This is a genomic window from Kitasatospora sp. A2-31, from assembly GCF_022288725.1.
Taxonomy (GTDB): domain Bacteria; phylum Actinomycetota; class Actinomycetes; order Streptomycetales; family Streptomycetaceae; genus Kitasatospora.
In genome coordinates this window covers 1-1,433 of sequence record NZ_JAKNTA010000179.1, presented here as the reverse complement: position 1 = coordinate 1,433, position 1,433 = coordinate 1, and the positions used below count along the sequence as shown (strand labels likewise).

General features: G+C 71.4%; 2 protein-coding genes. Both read left to right on the top strand.

The genetic code is table 11. The features are described from left to right. A partial coding sequence (locus MCM47_RS40675) for a toprim domain-containing protein (protein ID WP_238951824.1) occupies window positions 1–796 on the top strand: 796 nt, incomplete at its 5' end. A 169-nt stretch (window positions 797–965) separates the two neighbouring features. Then, window positions 966–1,433 (top strand): CcdC protein domain-containing protein (locus tag MCM47_RS40670; protein WP_238951823.1); only part of this gene is annotated, 468 nt, incomplete at its 3' end.

Below are 1,433 nucleotides of genomic sequence, written 5' to 3'. Positions count from 1 at the left end.
CCGGCCCCCCCCCCGCCAGCACAAGGAGGCCCAGCGCCGCAAGACCGCGCTGGAGACCAGCTCGCTGCCGGCCAAGCTGGCCGACTGCCGCAGCGACGACGTCGACCGCAGCGAGCTCTTCATCGTCGAGGGCGACTCCGCGCTCGGCACCGCCAAGCTCGCCCGCAACTCCGAGTTCCAGGCCCTGCTGCCGATCCGCGGCAAGATCCTCAACGTGCAGAAGGCCTCCGTGAGCGACATGCTCAAGAACGCCGAGTGCGCCGCGATCATCCAGGTGATAGGGGCCGGTTCGGGCCGCACCTTCGACATCGACCAGGCCCGCTACGGCCGGGTCATCTTCATGGCCGACGCCGACGTCGACGGATCGCACATCCGCTGCCTGCTGCTGACGCTGTTCCAGCGGTACATGCGGCCGATGGTCGAGCAGGGCCGGGTCTTCGCGGCCGTCCCGCCGTTGCACCGGATCGAGCTCACCAACCCCAAGCGCGGCCAGGAGAAGTACCACTACACCTACTCCGACGCCGAGCTGCGCTCCACCCTGCTGGAGTTCCAGCGCAAGGGCCTGCGCTGGAAGGACCCGGTGCAGCGCTACAAGGGCCTCGGCGAGATGGACGCCGACCAGCTGGCCGAGACCACCATGGACCCGCGCCACCGCACCCTGCGCCGGATCAACCTGGGCGACCTGGAGCAGGCGGAGCGGATCTTCGACCTGCTGATGGGCAACGACGTCGCCCCGCGCAAGGAGTTCATCGTGGACTCGGCGGCCACCCTGGACCGCTCCCGCATCGACGCCTGATCCCGGCACCGACGGCAGAGGGCCCTCCACCCACGGGTGGAGGGCCCTCTGCCGTCGGTTCCACCCGGGCCCGTCCCCGGTCCACCCCGGCTCCGATCACCCGGCGGGGCCGGATCCGTAGCGTCGGTGAGGTCAGCCCAGCCAGCCTTCCGTCGGGACGGAGAGTCCGATGACCGCCCTCGCCAACGTCCTTGTGATCATCGTGGTGATGGTCCTGGTGGTCCAGCGTCAGATGCGGGCGCAACGCCTGGACTCCGGGCGCCGCACCTGGCTGCTCCCGGTGCTCCTCGGCGTGCTCGCGCTGCGGGACCCGCAGCTCCTCGACCGCAGCCACCCCGGGACGTCCGTCGCCCTGCTGGCCTGCTCGCTGCTGGCCGTGCTCGCGATGGGCTGCGTCTGGGGCTGGACCGTCCGGCTCTGGCGCGGCGAGGACGGCGCGGTCTGGGCCAAGGGCACCAGGGCCACGGTGGCCGCCTGGTCGGGCATGATCGCGATCCGGCTCGGCCTGTTCGGCCTCGGCGCGGTCCTGCACGTCCACCAGACCGGCAGCGCGCTGCTGCTCGGCCTGGCGGTCCTGCTGCTGGTCAGGTCGCTCGTGGTGAACTGGAGGGCACGGACCCTGGAGCCCTCGTTCGGG